The organism is Segatella copri DSM 18205, assembly GCF_025151535.1.
Classification (GTDB): domain Bacteria; phylum Bacteroidota; class Bacteroidia; order Bacteroidales; family Bacteroidaceae; genus Prevotella; species Prevotella copri.
The window spans coordinates 110,238-128,917 of the sequence record NZ_CP102288.1 but is presented as its reverse complement, the minus strand read 5'-3'; the positions used below and the strand labels follow the sequence as shown (position 1 = coordinate 128,917).

At 45.1% G+C, this 18,680-nt stretch carries 15 protein-coding genes and 1 tRNA gene; 7 read left to right on the top strand and 9 right to left on the bottom strand.

The features are described 5' to 3' along the window. Positions 1-57 precede the first annotated feature (57 nt). Positions 58-822 carry a 16S rRNA (cytidine(1402)-2'-O)-methyltransferase gene (rsmI, locus tag NQ544_RS00465; RefSeq protein WP_006847859.1) on the bottom strand — a complete coding sequence of 255 codons (765 nt, stop codon included), beginning with the start codon at positions 820-822 and terminating at the stop codon, positions 58-60. Between the two features lie 95 nt (positions 823-917). Between rsmI and NQ544_RS00460 the strand changes: the two genes are divergently transcribed. From NQ544_RS00460 to NQ544_RS00450, 3 genes are all read left to right on the top strand, one after another. Then, the gene (locus tag NQ544_RS00460; protein ID WP_006847860.1) at positions 918-1,502 is read left to right on the top strand and encodes a thymidine kinase; all 585 of its coding nucleotides are present in this window, start codon (positions 918-920) and stop codon (positions 1,500-1,502) included. A gap of 14 nt (positions 1,503-1,516) precedes the next feature. Continuing rightward, complete coding sequence (locus tag NQ544_RS00455) at positions 1,517-2,644, top strand: AI-2E family transporter (RefSeq protein WP_006847861.1); 1,128 nt, start codon at positions 1,517-1,519, stop codon at positions 2,642-2,644. Positions 2,645-2,722: 78 nt separating this feature from the next. Beyond that, positions 2,723-2,795, top strand: a tRNA-Lys gene (locus NQ544_RS00450). A gap of 222 nt (positions 2,796-3,017) precedes the next feature. On the opposite strand, the gene NQ544_RS00445 is transcribed toward NQ544_RS00450, so the two are convergent. Continuing rightward, positions 3,018-3,926 (bottom strand): DNA/RNA non-specific endonuclease, encoded by a 909-nt coding sequence (locus tag NQ544_RS00445; RefSeq protein ID WP_006847862.1) that lies wholly within the window; start codon positions 3,924-3,926, stop codon positions 3,018-3,020. Positions 3,927-4,355: 429 nt separating this feature from the next. Here NQ544_RS00445 and NQ544_RS00440 point away from each other — a divergent pair, with 429 nt between their 5' ends. Continuing rightward, complete coding sequence (locus NQ544_RS00440; protein ID WP_006847863.1) at positions 4,356-5,066, top strand: DUF4840 domain-containing protein; 711 nt, start codon at positions 4,356-4,358, stop codon at positions 5,064-5,066. Positions 5,067-5,226: 160 nt separating this feature from the next. On the opposite strand, the gene NQ544_RS00435 is transcribed toward NQ544_RS00440, so the two are convergent. The 4 genes from NQ544_RS00435 to NQ544_RS00420 form a co-directional block, all read right to left on the bottom strand. Further along, positions 5,227-5,970, bottom strand: coding sequence for an ATP-binding protein (locus NQ544_RS00435; protein WP_006849537.1), 744 nt, complete (start codon positions 5,968-5,970; stop codon positions 5,227-5,229). A 214-nt stretch (positions 5,971-6,184) separates the two neighbouring features. Beyond that, positions 6,185-7,087, bottom strand: a complete 903-nt coding sequence (locus NQ544_RS00430; RefSeq protein WP_006849536.1) for an Abi family protein — start codon at positions 7,085-7,087, stop codon at positions 6,185-6,187. Positions 7,088-7,317: 230 nt separating this feature from the next. Further along, a complete protein-coding gene (locus tag NQ544_RS00425; protein ID WP_006849535.1) occupies positions 7,318-7,869 on the bottom strand; it encodes an IS4 family transposase in 552 nt (183 codons plus the stop codon). Further along, positions 7,847-7,993: a DUF4372 domain-containing protein gene (locus NQ544_RS00420; RefSeq protein WP_244263591.1), complete on the bottom strand. Its 147-nt coding sequence runs from the start codon at positions 7,991-7,993 to the stop codon at positions 7,847-7,849. Before NQ544_RS00420 ends, NQ544_RS00425 begins: the two co-directional genes overlap by 23 nt. 759 nt (positions 7,994-8,752) lie before the next feature. On the opposite strand from NQ544_RS00420, the gene NQ544_RS00415 reads away from it, so the two are divergent. After that, positions 8,753-11,215, top strand: coding sequence for an FAD-dependent oxidoreductase (locus NQ544_RS00415; RefSeq protein WP_040553961.1), 2,463 nt, complete (start codon positions 8,753-8,755; stop codon positions 11,213-11,215). Positions 11,216-11,673: 458 nt separating this feature from the next. Here the strand turns inward: NQ544_RS00415 and NQ544_RS00410 are convergent, their stop codons facing one another. The 3 genes from NQ544_RS00410 to xylE all read right to left on the bottom strand — a co-directional run bounded on the left by NQ544_RS00410 (position 11,674) and on the right by xylE (position 16,365). Beyond that, positions 11,674-12,447, bottom strand: a complete 774-nt coding sequence (locus NQ544_RS00410; RefSeq protein ID WP_228023626.1) for a transposase — start codon at positions 12,445-12,447, stop codon at positions 11,674-11,676. A 270-nt stretch (positions 12,448-12,717) separates the two neighbouring features. Further along, positions 12,718-13,965 carry an ATP-binding protein gene (locus NQ544_RS00405; RefSeq protein WP_006847864.1) on the bottom strand — a complete coding sequence of 416 codons (1,248 nt, stop codon included), beginning with the start codon at positions 13,963-13,965 and terminating at the stop codon, positions 12,718-12,720. Between the two features lie 948 nt (positions 13,966-14,913). Beyond that, positions 14,914-16,365: a D-xylose transporter XylE gene (gene xylE, locus NQ544_RS00400; RefSeq protein WP_006847865.1), complete on the bottom strand. Its 1,452-nt coding sequence runs from the start codon at positions 16,363-16,365 to the stop codon at positions 14,914-14,916. 206 nt (positions 16,366-16,571) lie between these two features. Between xylE and NQ544_RS00395 the strand changes: the two genes are divergently transcribed. After that, positions 16,572-17,528: a methylenetetrahydrofolate reductase gene (locus NQ544_RS00395; protein ID WP_006847867.1), complete on the top strand. Its 957-nt coding sequence runs from the start codon at positions 16,572-16,574 to the stop codon at positions 17,526-17,528. Then, on the top strand, positions 17,529-18,641 hold the full coding sequence (locus NQ544_RS00390; RefSeq protein WP_006847868.1) for a DNA polymerase III subunit: 1,113 nt from the start codon (positions 17,529-17,531) through the stop codon (positions 18,639-18,641). It begins immediately after the preceding gene. The last annotated feature ends 39 nt before the right edge of the window (positions 18,642-18,680 follow it).

Genomic DNA, 18,680 nt, shown 5'->3' with positions numbered 1-18,680 from the left:
TTTAATATTTGATTTAAAAAATTATCTTTTCGCGTATAACGCGTCGCTTCCTAAACTTTATTCATTACTTTCTTCATCCCTGCGAGCCCCGTTTTTCTTCTGCCTGCGCTCTTCACGCTTCTTTTCCTTCATCTCCTCCTTGAGCTGTTTAGGATCTTTTCCTGCCAATACGATGACAAATTCGCCCCTTGGTTCTGTCTCCTCAAAATGAGCGATAACCTCGGCAAGCGTACCCCTCACACTCTCCTCGTGGAGTTTGGATATTTCACGACAACAGCTCACCTGTCTGTCATCCCCGAAAACCTCGGCAAACTGCTGCAAGGTTTTCACCACACGATAAGGCGACTCATAGAAAATCATGGTGCGCACCTCATCCTTCAATGACTCAAGATAGGTCTGTCTGCCCTTTTTCTGCGGAATGAATCCTTCGAAGCAGAAACGGTCGCATGGCAAACCCGATGAAACGATGGCCGGTATGCATGCCGTAGGTCCAGGCAAAGTCTGCACCGTGATGCCTGCCTTGGCTGCCTCGCGGGCGAGGTAAAAACCAGGATCGCTGATACCCGGTGTTCCGGCATCGCTGATCAAGGCAATGGTTTCGCCACCCTTCAGTCGCTCTACGATGGCAGAAGATGTGCCATGTTCGTTAAACTTATGGTGAGCCACTAATCGATTTCTGATATCGAAATGCTTCATCAGGACACTCGATGTTCGAGTGTCCTCAGCGAGTACCAAATCCGCTTCTTTCAGTATGCGAATAGCTCGCATTGTCATGTCCTCCATGTTACCAACTGGAGTCGGAACGATGTATAATGTGCCCATACTGACCGCAAATGTAGTTAATTAATCTTTCATAGCAAAAAAAAAACGCGTTTCTTTGCATTTTTTAAAACCTTATTATTAATTTTGCCCCCGAAATGACAGAAAATCTAATTGGGGAGGCACACCGTCCCGGAAGAATTGAAGTGGTGTGCGGATCGATGTTCTCCGGAAAAACAGAGGAATTGATCCGAAGAATGAAGCGTGCGAAGTTCGCCAAGCAGAAGGTGGAAATCTTTAAGCCGGCGCTTGACACTCGTTACTCCGAGGAAGATGTAGTGAGCCATGATCAGAACTCTATCCGGTCTACTCCTATTGAGTCCTCTGGATCGATACTGCTATTGGCTTCTGATATCGACGTGGTGGGTATCGATGAAGCCCAGTTCCTGGACAATGGGCTCGTGGAGGTATGCAACGAACTCGCCAACCGTGGCGTGAGAGTCATCGTGGCAGGACTGGATATGGACTTCAAGGGAGTTCCCTTCGGTCCGATTCCTGCTCTCTGTGCCATCGCCGACGAGGTGACCAAGGTTCATGCCATCTGCGTAAAGTGCGGATCGGTTGCCTATGTGAGCCACCGGTTGGTCAATAACGACAAACGGGTGCTTCTGGGCGAGAAAGATGAATACGAGCCACTCTGCAGGGAATGCTACCAGAAGGCGATTCTTAACGAAAAATTATAACAAAAGGAACAGTTATGGGAAAGGAGATTACATTTGATAAATTTATAAGATGGGCGGGTGTTACCCTCATCGTACTGGCCGTGCTCTACATGACCAATTATCTGAGCAGCGTACTGCTGCCATTCTTCATTGCATGGTTTTTCGCTTACTTGCTCTATCCGGTCGTGAAGTTTATCGAAAACAAACTCCACGTCAGAATACGTGCGCTGTCTATCCTCATCGCCATGGGAACGGCTATCGCTGTTATAGGAGGCGTGCTGTGGCTCATCATCCCTCCGATGATTGACCAGTTTGACAAACTCGGTGAGGTGTTGACACGATGGCTGCATCAGACGACTCATACCAACAACCTGACGGCGCTGATCAAAGACTGGTTGCAGGCCAACCAGGAACAGATAGAGCATTTTCTGAAAAGCAAGGACTTCAGCGATGCCATCAAGACCACCATGCCTAAGGTCTTCTCGGTAGTCAGCCAGACGGCAACGGTACTGATGAGTATCGTAGCATCGATGATTACCTTATTATATATGTTCTTCATCCTGCTCGATTATGAGACACTGACAGCCAACTGGGTGAGAATCTTCCCTAAGAAGAACCGTCCGTTCTGGAGTGCGCTGATGAAGGATGTGGAGCGCGAGCTCAACAACTATATCCGTGGTCAGGGACTGGTAGCGCTCTGTATGGGCATCATGTTCTGCATCGGTTTTACCATCATCGGTTTCCCGATGGCGATAGGTCTGGGCATTCTCATCGGCATCATGGACCTGGTTCCATACCTCCATACCTTCGCCCTCATCCCTACGGCATTCCTTGCCATGCTGAAGGCAGCCGACACAGGTCAGAATTTCTGGCTGGTATTCGGTCTGGCTGTTCTGGTGTTCTGTGTGGTGCAGGTCATCACCGACATGGTAGTTACCCCGAAGATCATGGGTAAAGCGATGGGATTGAACCCAGCCATTCTCCTCTTGAGTCTCTCGGTTTGGGGTGCACTTCTGGGTTTCCTGGGATTGATTGTAGCCCTTCCGCTCACAACGCTCATCATAGCCTATTGGCAGCGGTATGTAACGAAAGAGAAGCCGCAATATCATGAAGAAACGGGCGAAAATGTCCCAATTTCGGATAAAAATGAAGAAAATCAGTAAAAATATGGCAAAATATTTGGTTATTTCAGATTTTTGCCGTACCTTTGCACTCGCTTTTGAAACATAAAGCAGAAGATTGACTCGCTAGCTCAGCTGGTAGAGCACAACACTTTTAATGTTGGGGTCATGGGTTCGAGCCCCATGCGAGTCACAGATCTTCAAGAAAAAGGCTTTCCATTACGGAAAGCCTTTTTTTGTTATTAAAACTGAACTTTCGCAAGTGGGGAAGTTAAGGGAAGTTAGAGGGAAGTTAAGGGACAAATGTCCTACGTTTTACGTAAAATAACTATTGTCTCTTCACTTCCCGAACGACCGTAGGGAGTGATAACTTCTTTAACTTCTGTCAATTCCCTCACTTTTGAAACTTGAATTATTAAAACATTTCAGCCTTAGCCTCTACCCTCTTCTCAACATCATCCGGAAGCTGAGGGAAGAAATCATAGCCGGTGATACGCTCCACTTCATCTACTGAATTTACGAATTCCGTCTTCTTCCTGCCTTTCTGCGACTGGTTACGGCAGATAAAGCCGATGGCTTGCGGATTCTTGCCCGTATGAAGAACCACCTTGAAGAAGGCATCAGGCACTACCACCTTGTTTTTACCCAACTTGCGATGCTGCTTATTCAGAAATATCGGTCCGCAGACAATATAAACCTTGCCATACTGCTTCGCCCAGTTACGGCACTGCTGCTCTATCGTGTTCCATACCCCCGCATTCAGACTGTGGTTCTGCGGACACATATTGGTCATCAGGAAACATTCATCCATCGCCTGCTGACTCCATTTGTTGTCACCAGCCGGACACATGTGTCCCCTGTCCAAACCACTGTTGTAATAATCCGCCAAAGTACCCACGGGTGCCGGCATCTCCTCATCATCAGCAAACTTACCGCGCGGCAATTTACCAGATGCATGCTCACCCGTCAGCACCCAGGCTACCCAATTCGGCTGTCGCGTATCATGATTATAAGATACCGTATAAGCCAACCGATGCTTGATGGTTTCAGATACCTTTACCTTAGATACCGGAATCTCCAGCCCCTGCGCCTCCAGATTCGCACCCTCTCCAGCAGTTTCCTGCTTGTTCTCTCCAGCAGTTTCCTGCTTATTCTCTGCAGACGATTCATCGCCCGCAGCATCAGCAGCCTCCTGCTTACTCTCCTTTACAACAAGTGCCTGATCTTCTGTTGCCAGCGAAGAAACCTTCGGCAAGACAGAAAACGCCACTACTGCGGCTATCGCCAACAGCCAAATCTTAAATGTACCTACTTTCTTTTTCATATCATATTCATCATTAATTCATTTTCCATGAGACTCAGAGTCTACACTATTCATTCCGCTTTTAGGTGAATAATCCCTAAAATCTCCACAAAAGTAGTATTTTTATGCGAAAAAGAGAAAGAAAATCATAAATTTCTTGCGCATTTCAAAATAAAACACTAACTTTGCATCGCTATGTAGGACAAACCTAGACATAACACAGTAAAAAGCTCAAACAACTAAGAACTGAAAGTCAGAGGTTACAATACATTGGCAAAAGTGCTCTATGAAATGGACAAGTGAAGAGCATTAACAGAGATTAACTAAAAGTGATGCAAGTTTCCCGCCTTTTCTTGTTTTATACAAGGACTGAAGAGCCTCGAACAACCATATCGGGGTACATTTAGGCTGAGAAATATGAGAAAATAAGAATCAAAACATAATAGCAAAATGAAAAAAATCAAATTATTCTCAATTGCAGCTGCCTTCATTGCAGCTTTCGCATTCACTTCTTGTAATACAGGCGATGATAACAACTATACAAAGCCGCTCACACAAGCAGAAAAGCAGACCTGCTATCTCAAGACATCTGGTAGCCGCATGAGCAAACTCGCTTATATAAGCGATGAGCATGTTACAGAATATGTTACAACAGATAAAGTCAAACAAAAGGAATACATCGACACCTTAGACGTTGCTACAGATATCTATGGAAATGGCAAAGATACTGTAATGACTGTTAACAACTTCCCTGTTAAGATCTTCGCCCGTTACATTGAAGGCGATGACAAGAAAGAACTGAAGGAAGCATTGAAGAAATGTGAGATGCAGGTTAGCTTCAAGAGTGTTGTAACCTACTATACACTTACACCAGTCCTTCAATTTTTCCTCACTCCAGAGGCAATAACTGTAAACCTGGAGTATGGTGGTGCAACTCATAAGGTTAAGTTCTATTGTTATGCAAATCAACCATATCCATATTATAGTATTTACAATGCAGGACTGGTTGACAATACTACCAGCAAGCTGGAAGCTTATTTTGCTCTTTATGGTTACGAAGTTGATCCAAAGGATGAGAAGAATCCAAAGCCTACAGCTTTCAGATATAAGATAGCAGAAAAACCATATACTGGAGCACAGATTAAGTTCTTCCAACCATAAAGTTCAGAGCAAAAGAAATAAAGAAGTTAGAAACTTACACTTACAAATATATATATGTTAATACTCTCTTAAAAATTAAACAAAAAAAGAAAACTATTAGAGGCGCAGTCTTCGTGAGAAGGTTGCGCCTTGTTGCATATATACAAAGATCAGACGCTCCTTAAAACTTATATATAGGCAAAACCTTGACCTTATATCCATTTTTCTCAATTACCCTTTCCTCATTCATCGTGACAATGATCAGATTGGAGCATTTGAGTTCTCCCGCACATTCTATGATGCTATCTATCTCCCGCTTGAGTGTTCGTTCGGAAGAGAGGTCATAACATACTTGTATCAGACTTTCTACATGAGCACCCTGCCTTGTAACAAAATCAGTCTCCTTGTCATTACGGGAGCGATAATAGAAAAGCGATGTTTCTGCATGATATCCCCTGCGAACCAACTCTATAAAAACCTGATTCTCCAATAACCTGCCTAAGTTCTCACTCACACTAAAAGCCTTGGCTTCTACAAAACCATTGTCAACCACATATACTTTCTGTGGAGCTTTCTTCATCATTTTCAACTTGTTGTTGTAACGTGGCAGATAATACAGGAGATAGGGTTCTCTTAAAAATCCCATGAACTTCTTGGTGGTTGCTACGCTCGAAAATCCCAGCGCTTCTGCCAGTTCGTTGGCACTGAAAGGATTGCAGAAGTTAGAAACCAGATACATGGCCAGGTTGTTCAAATCCTCCACATTGCGTACTTTATGGCGCTTGGCAATGTCTTTCCAAATGATGGAATCGAAGAGTGTGGAGAGATAGTTTTGGGTCAGGCTTCTTGCTGCTACAGTCTCAGGATAACCACCATGGTGCAGATAGTCTGCTATAAGCGAGAGGTCGGATACGCTATCTTTCATCTCTGATACTTCCGAAAGATTCCTGTGGTTCCAGATAAAGTATCTATTATTGGCTGATTATCAGTATTATACACTCTAAACGGTAGAAAAGTGGCGATGTGGATTCTGTTTAGATACGAAAAATAGAAGATTTAACGTTTTTAACCTTCTGTCACACCGAAATTACAAAAAATTTGGGTGATGTAAGGTGGTTAGTAGTCACTCCATATGCCTTTTATTGCCACAGTGGTTCGTTATCCCAACCAGAAGGAAAACCAAGGGCAGCCTTATCTACTTCTGGAAACGTAGCAAAAAGTCTGTTCATCTTATCAAGCATATCGTTATTTGGAGATATGATGTCAAGAAAGTACTTGATGATGCACATATCAAAGTACACTTTCAATGGATCTGTCGGCAAGGTAATCCAAGGACGTGACATTCTAATTGGCATGGTAGCACGAATAGAGAATACCCTATTCCATACACGTGCATGATGACAACATGAGTTTCTTGTTACAGTGATAATGGTAAGCCAAGATTCAAAAGGTGCAACTTGCAAGCCAAATGACTGTGCAATACGCTTCTTTATCTTCTTATTCTTGATGTTAGAATAAACATTGGTGATTACACCAAATGGCAATATCTCTGTCAGCATCCATGAAGGTGGGTACTGATTGGTATATGTCTCTTTGAAATGGTTGATGAAATCCTCTTTTGTATGGTTCAGTTCATCTTCTATAAGACGTATAGAGCGATTGAACTTGGACGGATTTGAGAAATTGTTGGCATCAGTCATCCAAAAAGGGTTGCCTGTCATTTCCGTTCCAAAGTTCACGATTGCACAACGCACTGCGACCTCTATCTTTTCAATTTCATTGAATAAAAGTAGTCGTAGCTTCTTGTCAAAGCGATACAACATCATAACCTTACCGAAAGATACTCCTCGCTTGAATAGATGTTGCTCCTTGGGAATGGAAAGCAATGGGTACATATAGGCAGACAAACGATAGTAACCGATGTGGGAAAGATAATGCTGAGCCTTTTCTTCATCGGTTATCTCCATACCTCTTGTTTTGAGTAGTTGTACTAACTCTTGGGGTGTGGAGTATGTTTTTATGAACGGAATTTTTGTTGCCATATACCTATAAAAACAAAAACGACCCGCACATTTGAGCATCGTTGAGAGGCTTGGCGGGTTCTCGTGCTGCAAAGATACGAATAATCATTGATAATACAAACTTTTTAGAAAGAAAAATCACACAAAAGTGGAATTCTTTGACATATTTATGTTTGATAATGTTAAATCAAACCTTGAAATCATACTTTGCCAGCCAAACAAAGTGGTTTTCAAGGTCACTGCTGTCCCGTTTAGAAATCATCGGGCCTGAAAAGGCTAGGATATAGCCAATCCTCCGTCTCTTCTGTTGGAACAGCTTTGTTAAACAATTCATTTAAAGGAGTCTTGTCCGTAAGGAATAGACCCACGTTCTTTGAAATAGTGTGTAGCGATTGTTCTATGTGCATCACTTTCTTTGCATAAGCTAAAAGCAAGTATGTGCATATGGCAATCCAGATTTGCAGATATATGGCATTCTCGGAAGTTCCATAAAAGGATTTGATGTGAAGGTGTTGCTTAATCCATTTAAAGTAAAGTTCCACGTTCCATCTTTCCCTATATAATTCAGATATGGTAAGCGCTTCATATTCCATGTTGTTTGTGAGAAACCTATACACCTTACTTGTTGCATAGTCCTCATAGGTTACCATTCTAAGTTCTTCAGGATACCATTTGGCAGTATGTAGTCCTGTTAATTTGATACGTTCATCAGAAATGATACCAGTACTCTTGTCAACTTCGGCTTCTGCTACAACTTCAAAAAGCATGTTATCTTTTGCCCTAGTAACAAAGAATGCATTCACGACCTGTTAATTGAGCATAGCTCATTACTAGGAATTGGTCTTTGCAAGAGAAGTTTCTTGCTCTGTAGTTTCCCTTATAACGGTCTACACAAGTTTTGAAATCACGTTCTGGTATATGTGACATAATCTGAGAGAATATAGTTTTGCCTTTGTTCATCGCACACGTATTTTAAATATGCGTGCAAAGATACAAAATCAAATCGAATACACTATAAAAAGTCCGTAAACTTTTGAGTATTAATAACTTATTTGATAATCGTCTCGTTTTAACAGGACACTAGTGATTTAAAATATAATTATATTAGGGGCTAAATGACAATCCCGAATCCTTAATGACATAATGACCTAATGACATAATGACAACAGACCCTTGCCGTGTAGTGTTGTCCCTAAAAAAAGTTGAATGGATTTTAACTTAAACCCTATTATGGGTTGAATAATTTCTATTAACCCTAATCAAGGTTGAATCTATTCTCTTAAACCCTATAAAAGATTGAATAATGCCTTATGGTGCAGACTCAATCATTGACCATGTTGGGATATGTGGGCAGTTCGTGTGCAGATAATAGGCTTGCCAGCTCTTTTACTGTTTGGCACCAGATTTTTTTTCATTCAATATTTTCAGGGCAATACAGACACCATTTTGGGCAATTATGTTGCATGATGAAGCATTTTTTCTTCAAAATATTTGGCAATATGGAAAAAAATACCTACCTTTGTACTCGAGACAAACAGGTTAGGCAATGGGTAAAAGGTGGCGATAGCTACGTAATGGGAGGCCCCTACCTGCTGTTGGCGCTTAGGTATGAGCGTGGAAACTGACTTACTTATACGGGGAAGAACCGTACTATTACGACAAACTTACACATTAAACAAAGAGAAAATGGCCAAAACAAAATTCGTCATAGTGGGAGGCGTCGCCGGAGGAGCTACCGCGGCAGCCCGAATGAGGAGGCTCTCCGAAGAAGCAGAGATTGTCCTTTTTGAGAAAGGGGAATACATATCGTATGCCAACTGCGGCCTACCCTATTACATAGGCGGCGTGATAGAAGAGCGCGACAAGCTCTTCGTCCAGACACCCGAGGCATTCGGCAAACGCTTCAACATCGATGTCCGCACCAACAGCGAGGTCACAGCCATCGATACAGAGCAGCGACAGGTGACGGTCAAGACCATCGACGGAAAGACCTATACAGAACGCTACGACAAGCTCCTGCTCTCACCCGGAGCCTCACCGGTCGTGCCCCCACTCCCTGGCATACAGAGCGAAGGCATCTTTACGCTGAGAAACGTGAACGACACCGACCGTATCAAGTCATACCTGAGTTGCCACAAAGTACGCCGCGCAGTCATCGTGGGTGGAGGCTTCATCGGTCTTGAGATGGCCGAAAACCTCAGACACGCAGGCGCGGAAGTCGCCGTCGTCGAGATGGCCCCACAGGTGATGGGCCCCATAGACTACTCCATGGCAGCCCTCGTACACGAGCATCTGCAGGAGCAGGGAGTCAGGCTATACCTCGAACAAGCCGTAGAGAGCTTTTCGCGTCAAGGCGAAGCACTCTCCGTACACTTCAAGTCAGGCATAAAGCTTGACGCTGATATGGTCCTGCTGAGCATCGGAGTGAGAGCCGAGACACGCCTAGCCCAAGACGCACATTTGAAGTTGGGCGAGATGCGTGGCATTTGGGTAAACGAATATCTGCAGACATCAGACGAAAACATTTATGCCGTAGGTGATGCCATCGAATTCCCACACCCCATCACAGGCAAACCGTGGCTCAACTTCCTCGCAGGCCCAGCCAATCGTCAGGCACGCATCGTGGCAGACAATATGGTGCTGGGCAACAGCGTCAGATACGAAGGCTCGATAGGCACAGCCATAGCAAAAGTTTTCGACATCACGGTAGCCTCCACAGGTCTGCCAGCCAAGCGGCTCAAGCAGATGAACATACCATACCTCTCAGCCACCATACACAACGGCTCCCATGCAGGCTACTATCCCGGCAGCACCCAGATGGCTATCAAGATAACCTTCTCCCCCACAGACGGACGCCTCTACGGAGCGCAGATCGTAGGCTGCGACGGAGTGGACACACGCATCGACCAGTACGCACTCGCCATCAAGCAGGGAGCTACTGCAGAGCAACTCACCCGACTCGAACACGCCTATGCACCCCCGTTTTCGTCAGCCAAAGACCCCGTTGCCATTTCGGGCTACGTCGCCTGCAATATACTCAGCGGAAAGATGCAGCCTCTGTACTGGCGTGAGATGCGCGACGCCGACACGTCCGCAGTCACCCTCGTCGATGTGCGTACCCCCGACGAATACGCATTGGGCAGCATACCCGGTGCGATCAACATTCCTCTGGACGACATGAGGCAACGCCTTGGCGAGATACCCACAACACGCCCCGTATGGCTCTTCTGCGGAGTAGGCCTGCGCGGCTACCTCGCCTCCAACATACTCAAGGCAAACGGATATAGCCAAGTGAGCAACCTCATCGGAGGACTGCGCACATACAAGGCCGCCACCGCAAGCATAGAGACCCCCCAAGGCTTTGACGACAAAAACGAGACGCACGTCGCAAGCGAATGCCGCCCCAGCCCACAAGGCAAGGTGACAATCACGGTCGACGCCTGCGGCATACAATGCCCAGGACCCATTCTCAAGATGAAACAGGCCATGGACAGACTTAGTGCAGGTCAGACTCTGGTGGTAAAGGCCACAGACGCAGGCTTCCCACGCGATGCTGAGGCATGGTGCCGCACCACAGGCAACAAGTTCGTCAGCAGACACTCAGAGGGCGGCATACACACTGTAGAAATAGAAAAGGCGACACCATGCCCCGTAGGGGCCCCACTCCCCACGACGAATGCCCAAGGCAAGACCTTTATCCTCTTCAGCGACGACCTCGACAAAGCCCTCGCCACCTTCGTCCTCGCCAACGGAGCAGCCGCCACGGGCAAGAAAGTCAGCATCTTCTTTACATTCTGGGGGCTTAACGCCATCAAGAAGACCCACAAGCCACACGTCGCCAAAGACCTCTGGGGGCGAATGTTCTCATGGATGCTCCCCTCAGACTCTACCAGCCTCTCACTCTCCAAGATGAACATGATGGGCATAGGCTCCAAGATGATGCGTTTCCTCATGGCCAAGAAAGGAGTCGACTCGCTCGAATCCCTGCGTCAGCAAGCCATCGACAACGGCGTGGAATTCATAGCCTGCCAGATGTCTATGGACGTGATGGGGATAAGCCGCGACGAACTCCTCGACAACGTCAACGTAGGCGGCGTAGCAAGCTATATGGAACGAGCCGAAAACTCAAACGTCAATCTGTTCATATAAGCCACTGAGGCGAGCGCAAGATCGCTCGCCTCAGCTGCGATTAGGTCCCTATCCGAGTTCAAATCCTATGATGAAAGTTGTGTGATAACCTGCATCAGCCTTTTCAGCAAGATCAAGAGAACCACCTTGCATAATCATGATGTAGTACCCTAAAAAAGTTGAATGGATTTTAACTTAAACCCTGTTAAGGGTTGAATAATTTCTATTAACCTTAATCATGGTTGAATCTATTCTCTTAAACCCTATAAAAGATTGAATATTGCCTTATGGTGCAGACTCAATCATTGACCATGTTGGGATATGTGGGCAGTCCTTGTGCAGATAATACCTCAGTTCGGGATAACGAGCTCTATCTAAAGGCTTTATAATGTTTTTATATAAGGGACACAGAGGCTTGGCAACCATCTATATATCTTGGATGGTTGCTGAGACAAAATCCTCCTGTAAAATATGCAATGTTAGAAAAGACTAAGCTGTTTCGTATCTTCGATAACGTATCCAGTAAGTGCCTTGGGCTTGTTGTCAAAGAAACAGTATGCCCCTAATGCAGAAATAATATTTATGATGAAATTCGAAACAGACCTGTGACGTGAATGTACTATCTGAGCCGTATTTTTCAACAGGTCATTAATCGTTTCAATGATGTATCTTTTGCGTAGCATCATCTTGTCATAGAACGGCATTAGTTTGTTCTTCATGTTCACTCTCAGTCCTGTAACCAACTGGATGCCTTCCTCAAAAAGCGAATCGAAGAGTTTTTGCGAGATATAGCCTTTATCTGCAAACAGCTTGCCATACAGACGTTTAGCCAATACATCGAATACCGCTGGATCTTTGTCGCTAACGTTTGCACCAGTGAGAACAAAAGCAATTATCTCACCTCTATCATTACATCTGCCAAAAGCACGGAGATTCAGGAAGAACATGAGAGGGAAGAATACGCGACTTTCAAGTTCTACAAAACGGTTATAAGACACTGCATTTGGAAAATATAACTTCAATGTTCCTCTAATAAAGAATAGGTAATAATGCTTGAAGTTTCGGAATGAGCCGAAATGGAAATACAGCAAAATCGTCATGATTTCACTATCAGATAAAGAGGCTTTACGTCGTCTGCGCTTTACTCCATCTTCACTCAAAAACAATTTTCCTGCATTTTCAGCATCAAAAACTTTGTAAAATTCATCAATAATACAAAATAATTCTGTAACTTTGTCCTTGGTAATCTCCATAATGATATCTTTTTATGTTTGTAACTAATTGGATTTCAACTACAAAGATACAAAAAATATCGGAGATTACCAACTTTTTTAGGCACTATTTCTTATCCCGAACTGAGGTAAGTTCAGAGCAAAAGAAATAAAGAAGTAAGAAACTTACACTTACAAATATATATATGTTAATACTCTCTTAAAAATTAAACAAAAAAAGAAAACTATTAGAGGCGCAGTCTTCGTGAGAAGGTTGCGCCTTGTTGCATATATACAAAGATCAGACGCTCCTTAAAACTTATATATAGGCAAAACCTTGACCTTATATCCATTTTTCTCAATTACCCTTTCCTCATTCATCGTGACAATGATCAGATTGGAGCATTTGAGTTCTCCCGCACATTCTATTATGCTATCTATCTCCCGCTTGAGTGTCCGTTCGGAAGAGAGGTCATAACATACTTGTATCAGACTTTCTACATGAGCACCCTGCCTTGTAACAAAATCAGTCTCCTTGTCATTACGGGAGCGATAATAGAAAAGCGATGTTTCTGCATGATATCCCCTGCGAACCAACTCTATAAAAACCTGATTCTCCAACAACCTGCCTAAGTTCTCACTCACACTAAAAGCCTTGGCTTCTACAAAACCATTATCAACCACATATACTTTCTGTGGAGCTTTCTTCATCATTTTCAACTTGTTGTTGTAACGTGGCAGATAATACAGGAGATAGGGTTCTCTTAAAAATCCCATGAACTTCTTGGTGGTTGCAACGCTCGAAAATCCCAGCGCTTCTGCCAGTTCGTTGGCACTGAAAGGATTGCAGAAGTTAGAAACCAGATACATGGCCAGGTTGTTCAAATCCTCCACATTGCGTACTTTATGGCGCTTGGCAATGTCTTTCCAAATGATGGAATCGAAGAGTGTGGAGAGATAGTTTTGGGTCAGGCTTCTTGCTGCTACAGTCTCAGGATAACCACCATGGTGCAGATAGTCAGCTATAAGCGAGAGGTCGGATACGCTATCTTTCATCTCTGATACCTCCGAAAGATTCCTGTGGTTCCAGATAAAGAATTCTGAAAGACTGAAAGGCAGCATCTCTATCTGTATATATCTGCCTGTTAGCAATGTTGCCATTTCGCTACTCAGCAATTTGGCGTTGCTTCCCGTAATGACCATGTTAATTCCCATGCGGTAAAGTTTGGAGACCCACAAATCCCAACCATCCAGATTTTGAACCTCATCGAGCAGAAGATACTCGAAGTCGGGATAAACGGCACGTAGCGTTTCCCAAACCAAATCATCGTCCCATGCACTCAGGAGTTTGCCGTCATCAAAATTCAGATAGGCAAAGTTCCTGCCTTTCAGCATCAGCAAAGCCTCTGTCGATTTACCGGTTCTTCTAGGCCCCGTTATCAACTTGATTTGCTTGCTTGCCAACAGTTCATCCACATCATATTGGGTATGACGTGTAAGATAAGGACGGGAAAGCAGAATATCCCGTTCCTTTTTCTGGTTATTGATAATTGTTCTCATTTCTCTTCAGATGAATTGATTAAACCGGGGCAAAGATACAAAAAATATTCAATATATCATTCGTATTGAATAAAAAAGTACTGATTTTATTCAATACGATGGATAAAATGAATAAAAAACGCCAAGGGTCTATATGCCACGATGAACAGGTGGCGTATAGACTTGGTGAGTGTTGAATGTTGAATGTTGAGTGTTGACTGAAAGAAATATGACGACAATCGGGTAGGAGGTAAATGCTAATCATAAAAGGCATTTGCCTCCTATTTTCACATTTACCGACCTCCCACACCACCGTACGTGCGGTTCCGCATACGGCGGTTTCGTGCTTTCTCATCTTGCGATGTGTGGCAAGTTGTTTTCAGCTATCCCTATGAGTAGCATCACTTCTATCCTATTGTCGGATTCCGTCCTATCGTCTTGGATAGAGAGTTCCTTTCGGACATCTGATGAGGTGTCTCACAAGGTAACATTCATTTACTATTGCACTGCACGATTCAGTCCTTCCCTATAAGCACACGTGCCTTGGGTACTATGACCTCTGCTGACTTCTCACGGCAAGCTTTACTCCGTCATTGTACATCGAATTATTCATCTTCACCCATGCGTCCGTGAGACCTCCTCGGATAAGGGCTTATTCTTTCCATCTTATACCCACTTCATTTACACCAACCATTCCGAATAGCTATGGGACTTTGATGTGTCTTGCAATCTCATCCATGGTCAAATGCCTTATATGAAGTTTCTGTACGTTAGGTCAGATGTTTGCCGCCAGCTTCTTTCAGATTCCACCTCGCTGTGGACACCCTTACTCTTGGCTATACGATTCCCGCTATTAGGGTTCGTTAGGGACTTGCACCCATTAGAATAAGCTCATGCCGAGCATACAAGGAAAACCGCCAGGCGTTTCTTTCTACACCTGGCGGTCTTGATATTTCACAGAATAAGTACTTAGTCTTTCTTCCAAAGCTTGGTCATATCCTCCAGCGTCTTACCCTTGGTCTCAGGAACGAGCTTCCATACAAAGATGGCAGCGAGGATACAGATAACACCATACAGGCCATAGGTGAACCAATAGCCCAGGCTGTTAGCCATCGGAACGAAAGAGGTAGAAACAATCCAGTTGAAAATCCACTGGAAGGCTACGGCAATCGCTACGGCAGCACCACGAATCGTATTAGGGAATACCTCGGCGATAAGTACCCAGCAGATTGGTCCCCAAGAGAACATGAATGATGCAGAATAAACCATGATGGATACCATGCACAACAACTGCAGATTAGGATTACCGAAGGTGATGGCTACACCGATGGCACCCAATGCCATGCCCAGAGAACCGGTAATGAGCAAAGGCTTACGTCCCAACTTCTCTACCGTAAAGATGGCTACACAGGTGAAACCGAGGTTCACGATACCATTGAATACGGTCAATACCATCGGATTGTCAAAGCCCATAGCATCATAGATACGAGGAGCATAATAGAGCACGGCATTGATACCTACAGCCTGCTGGAATACAGAGAGCATCACACCTACGAAGATACAGAGCACACCGTAAGTAAGCAGTTTCTCCTTCTTCTCAGTAACCGTATTCTTGATGTCATCCAAAATCTTCTTAGCCTCCTCAGCACCATTGATGCGAGCCAGGATACGCTCAGCCTTCGCATCCTGACCAACCATGGCAAGATAACGGGGAGTCTCAGGAACAAAGCAGATAAGCAGAGCAAACAAACCCGAAGGAACCATCTCAGAACCAAACATATAGCGCCATCCGGTTTCAATAGCCCAGGCAGCCTCGCCACCATTCAGAATCTGGTTCATACCATTGCCCACACTCTGGATAGCAGGAGCAATATGATCGCCAAGAATGAAGAAGTTGACGAAATAAACCACCAGCTGACCGAAGATGATGGCAAACTGGTTCCAGCTGACCAACATACCACGGATGTTGCTAGGCGCAATCTCACCGATATACATCGGGCATACAGCAGATGCCAGACCCACACCGATACCGCCAATCACACGGTAGAGGTTGAACACGATGAGAAGCGTAAGATTAGGTTCGCCCTTTGGCAACACCAAAGACTCAGGACACATAGATCCCCATGCAGAGATGAAGAACATCACACCCGCAAAGATCAGCGAACGCTTACGTCCCCAGTTAGAAGCCAGCACACCCGAAAGCGCCGAACCGATGATACAACCAATCAGGGCGCTGGAAGAAGTGAATCCATGCCAGAAATCGGTATAGGTGAAATCCTCAGCACCCATGAAGAATGCCTGCAAACCCTTCTCGGCTCCCGAGATTACCGCGGTATCATAACCGAAAAGCAAGCCGCCCAAAACGGCTACCATCACAATTGAAATAAGATAGGCTCTAGAGCCTGTTTGTTTTTGTTCCATTATTTTTTAGGTTTAAATTTTAATCACTTTTCTGTAGAATAGCGTAGCATTTACCGGCAGGAAATCTTCTTTTTTCATGCCAAAAATCAATCTCCACCTAATAATATACGTTTTTTCTTTATAAATATTACGTTCAACATGCGGTTTTCCCCTATTTTTTTTGTAAATTTGCACCAAAATAAGAAGAAACATAGAATTTAGGTAATATGAACATAGCAGATTTTCTACATCAGCAGGGCGATAAGCGAGGCTTTTCGTTTGAGGTTTTACCTCCGCTGAAAGGTAACGGAACAGCAGCACTCTTCCGTACCATCGATGCGCTGAGCGAGTTTGGTCCTCGCTTTATCAACATCACTACGCACCATAGCGAGTATGTATACAAGGAACTGGAAAACGGTCTCCTCACTCGCCAGCGTGTACGCCGCCGCCCGGGCACCGTAGCCATCGCAGGCGCTATACAGAATAAGTACGACATACCTGTCATCCCTCATATTATCTGCAGCGGTGCTACGAAGGAAGACATCGAGTACGAACTGCTCGACCTCCAGTTTCTGGGCATCAGCAACATTCTCGTTCTGCGAGGAGACAAGGCGAAAGAAGACCGGCAGTTTACACCAACCGAGAACGGTCATGCCCATGCCACCGACCTTCTGAAGCAGGTGAATCAGTTTAATGATGGTTTCTTCTTTGATGGCACACCCATCAAACACCCGGGCGACAAGTTCTGCTGCGGTGTAGCCTGCTATCCGGAGAAGCATGAAGAGGCGCCAAACCTCGAAATGGATATGCATCATCTGCTGGAGAAACAACAGTTGGGCGCAGCGTATGCCGTTACCCAGCTCTTCTACGACAACGAGAAGTTCTATGCTTTTGTTGAAAAGGCTCGGCAGATAGGCGTAACCATTCCTATCATTCCTGCCATCAAGCCTTTCGCCAAGTTGAGCCAGCTCACTGTAGTGCCGAAAACCTTCCACTGCGATATTCCTGAAGAACTCGCACAAGAAGTATTGAAATGTAAAACTGACGATGATGCCAAGCAGCTCGGTATCGAGTGGACCACCGCTCAGGTGCAAGATCTCTTCGAACATGGTTACAACAATGTTCACTTCTTCACTGTATCGGCTGTAGACAGCGTCAAGCAAATAGCAAAAATTCTGTTTTAAATGCAAAGAAATGAAGTTATAGGTCAGCAAGAAGTATGGAACCGTCTCATGGAGATGGTTCAGGAGAACCGTTTGCCCCATGCGCTGATGTTCTGCGGCCCGCAGGGTTGCGGCAAACTGGCGATGGCACTGGCTTTTGCCAGCTATCTTCTGGGCGATTCACCGATGCTCAGGAAATGGGAACATCCGGACCTCCACTTCACCTTTCCTACCATCAAGACCGCCAATATGGGCAGCGAACACAAACCGGTGAGCCTCGACTTCATCAAGGAATGGAGAGAGCTGCTGCTTTCTAAAGGTCCCTACATCCAGATTAGCGACTGGATGCTGAAGATGGGCAAGACGGATGCCGACTATAACAAACAGGCTATCATCACTGCCGAAGAAACCGATGCCATCTCTCACGAACTGATGATGATGTCGAGTCAGGGCGGATATAAGATAAGTCTGATATGGCTCCCGGAACGTATGAACATCCAGAGTGCTAACAAGATACTGAAACTGCTGGAGGAGCCGCCTCGCCAGACGCTATTCCTGCTGGTAAGCGAGAATCCGGAACTGCTGCTGGAAACCATCAGAAGCCGTACACAGCGTATCGACTTCAAGAAGATAGAAACCGCTGAGATGGAAAAAGCGCTGACGGAACGGAGAGCGCTGGAGCCAGACATGGCACACCGCATAGCCCGTATCGCCAACGGCAACTGGAACCTCGCACTCGAAGAACTGGATGCAGGAAACGAAAACCGGCAGCATCTCGACATGTTCATCATGCTGATGCGACTGGCTTACATGCGCAAGATAGGTGACCTCAAGAAGTGGACCGATGTGATTGCAACCTTCGGAAGAGAAAAGCAGAAACGCATGCTCGACTACTTTATGCACATGCTCAGAGAAAGTTTCATGTACAACTTCCGGAATCCGGAACTGAGCTACATGACGCAGGATGAGGAGAACTTTGCCAAGAACTTTGCCCGCTTCATCAACGAGGCAAACATCATTGACATCTCCAACCTCTTCGAAGACAGCAAGCGCATGATTTCGCAAAATGCCAATGCCAAAATCGTTTTCTTCGATATGGCGCTCAAAATCATCGTACTCCTGCTTAGGAAGTGAAAAGTGGAAGCAGCACGCCCTAAAAGGGCGTATGGGGCA